General features: G+C 57.5%; 1 pseudogene. It reads right to left on the reverse strand.

The features are described 5' to 3' along the window. Positions 1 to 54: 54 nt before the first annotated feature. Positions 55 to 261: pseudogene (locus SB756_RS31650) on the reverse strand (hypothetical protein); the annotation flags it as partial.

A 261-nucleotide genomic window follows, 5' to 3' on the forward strand; every position in this document is an offset into this window, starting at 1 on the left:
GGTCGTCCCGGAGCTGTTGCAGAATCAGTTGGCAGACAGACTGTTTATTCATGGTCAATTACAGAATTGCAGGACGTTGGCCCGGCTTTTTTCGCTCGGCGCGGTCTGGTCCTGCTGCAACCAGAACTGGCATTTGGGGTTGGACAGGTTGCGCAGGTTGCTGCGGGCGTTGTCCAGGGATTGCAGTTCCTCGTTCTTGCGCAGGTTTTCCTGGTACTGCTCGAACATTCGGTTCTGTGGCTCAGGTGGCGCGGCCACCGG

This window comes from Pseudomonas sp. SIMBA_068 (assembly GCF_046534705.1).
GTDB classification, from domain to species: Bacteria; Pseudomonadota; Gammaproteobacteria; order Pseudomonadales; family Pseudomonadaceae; genus Aquipseudomonas; species Aquipseudomonas putida.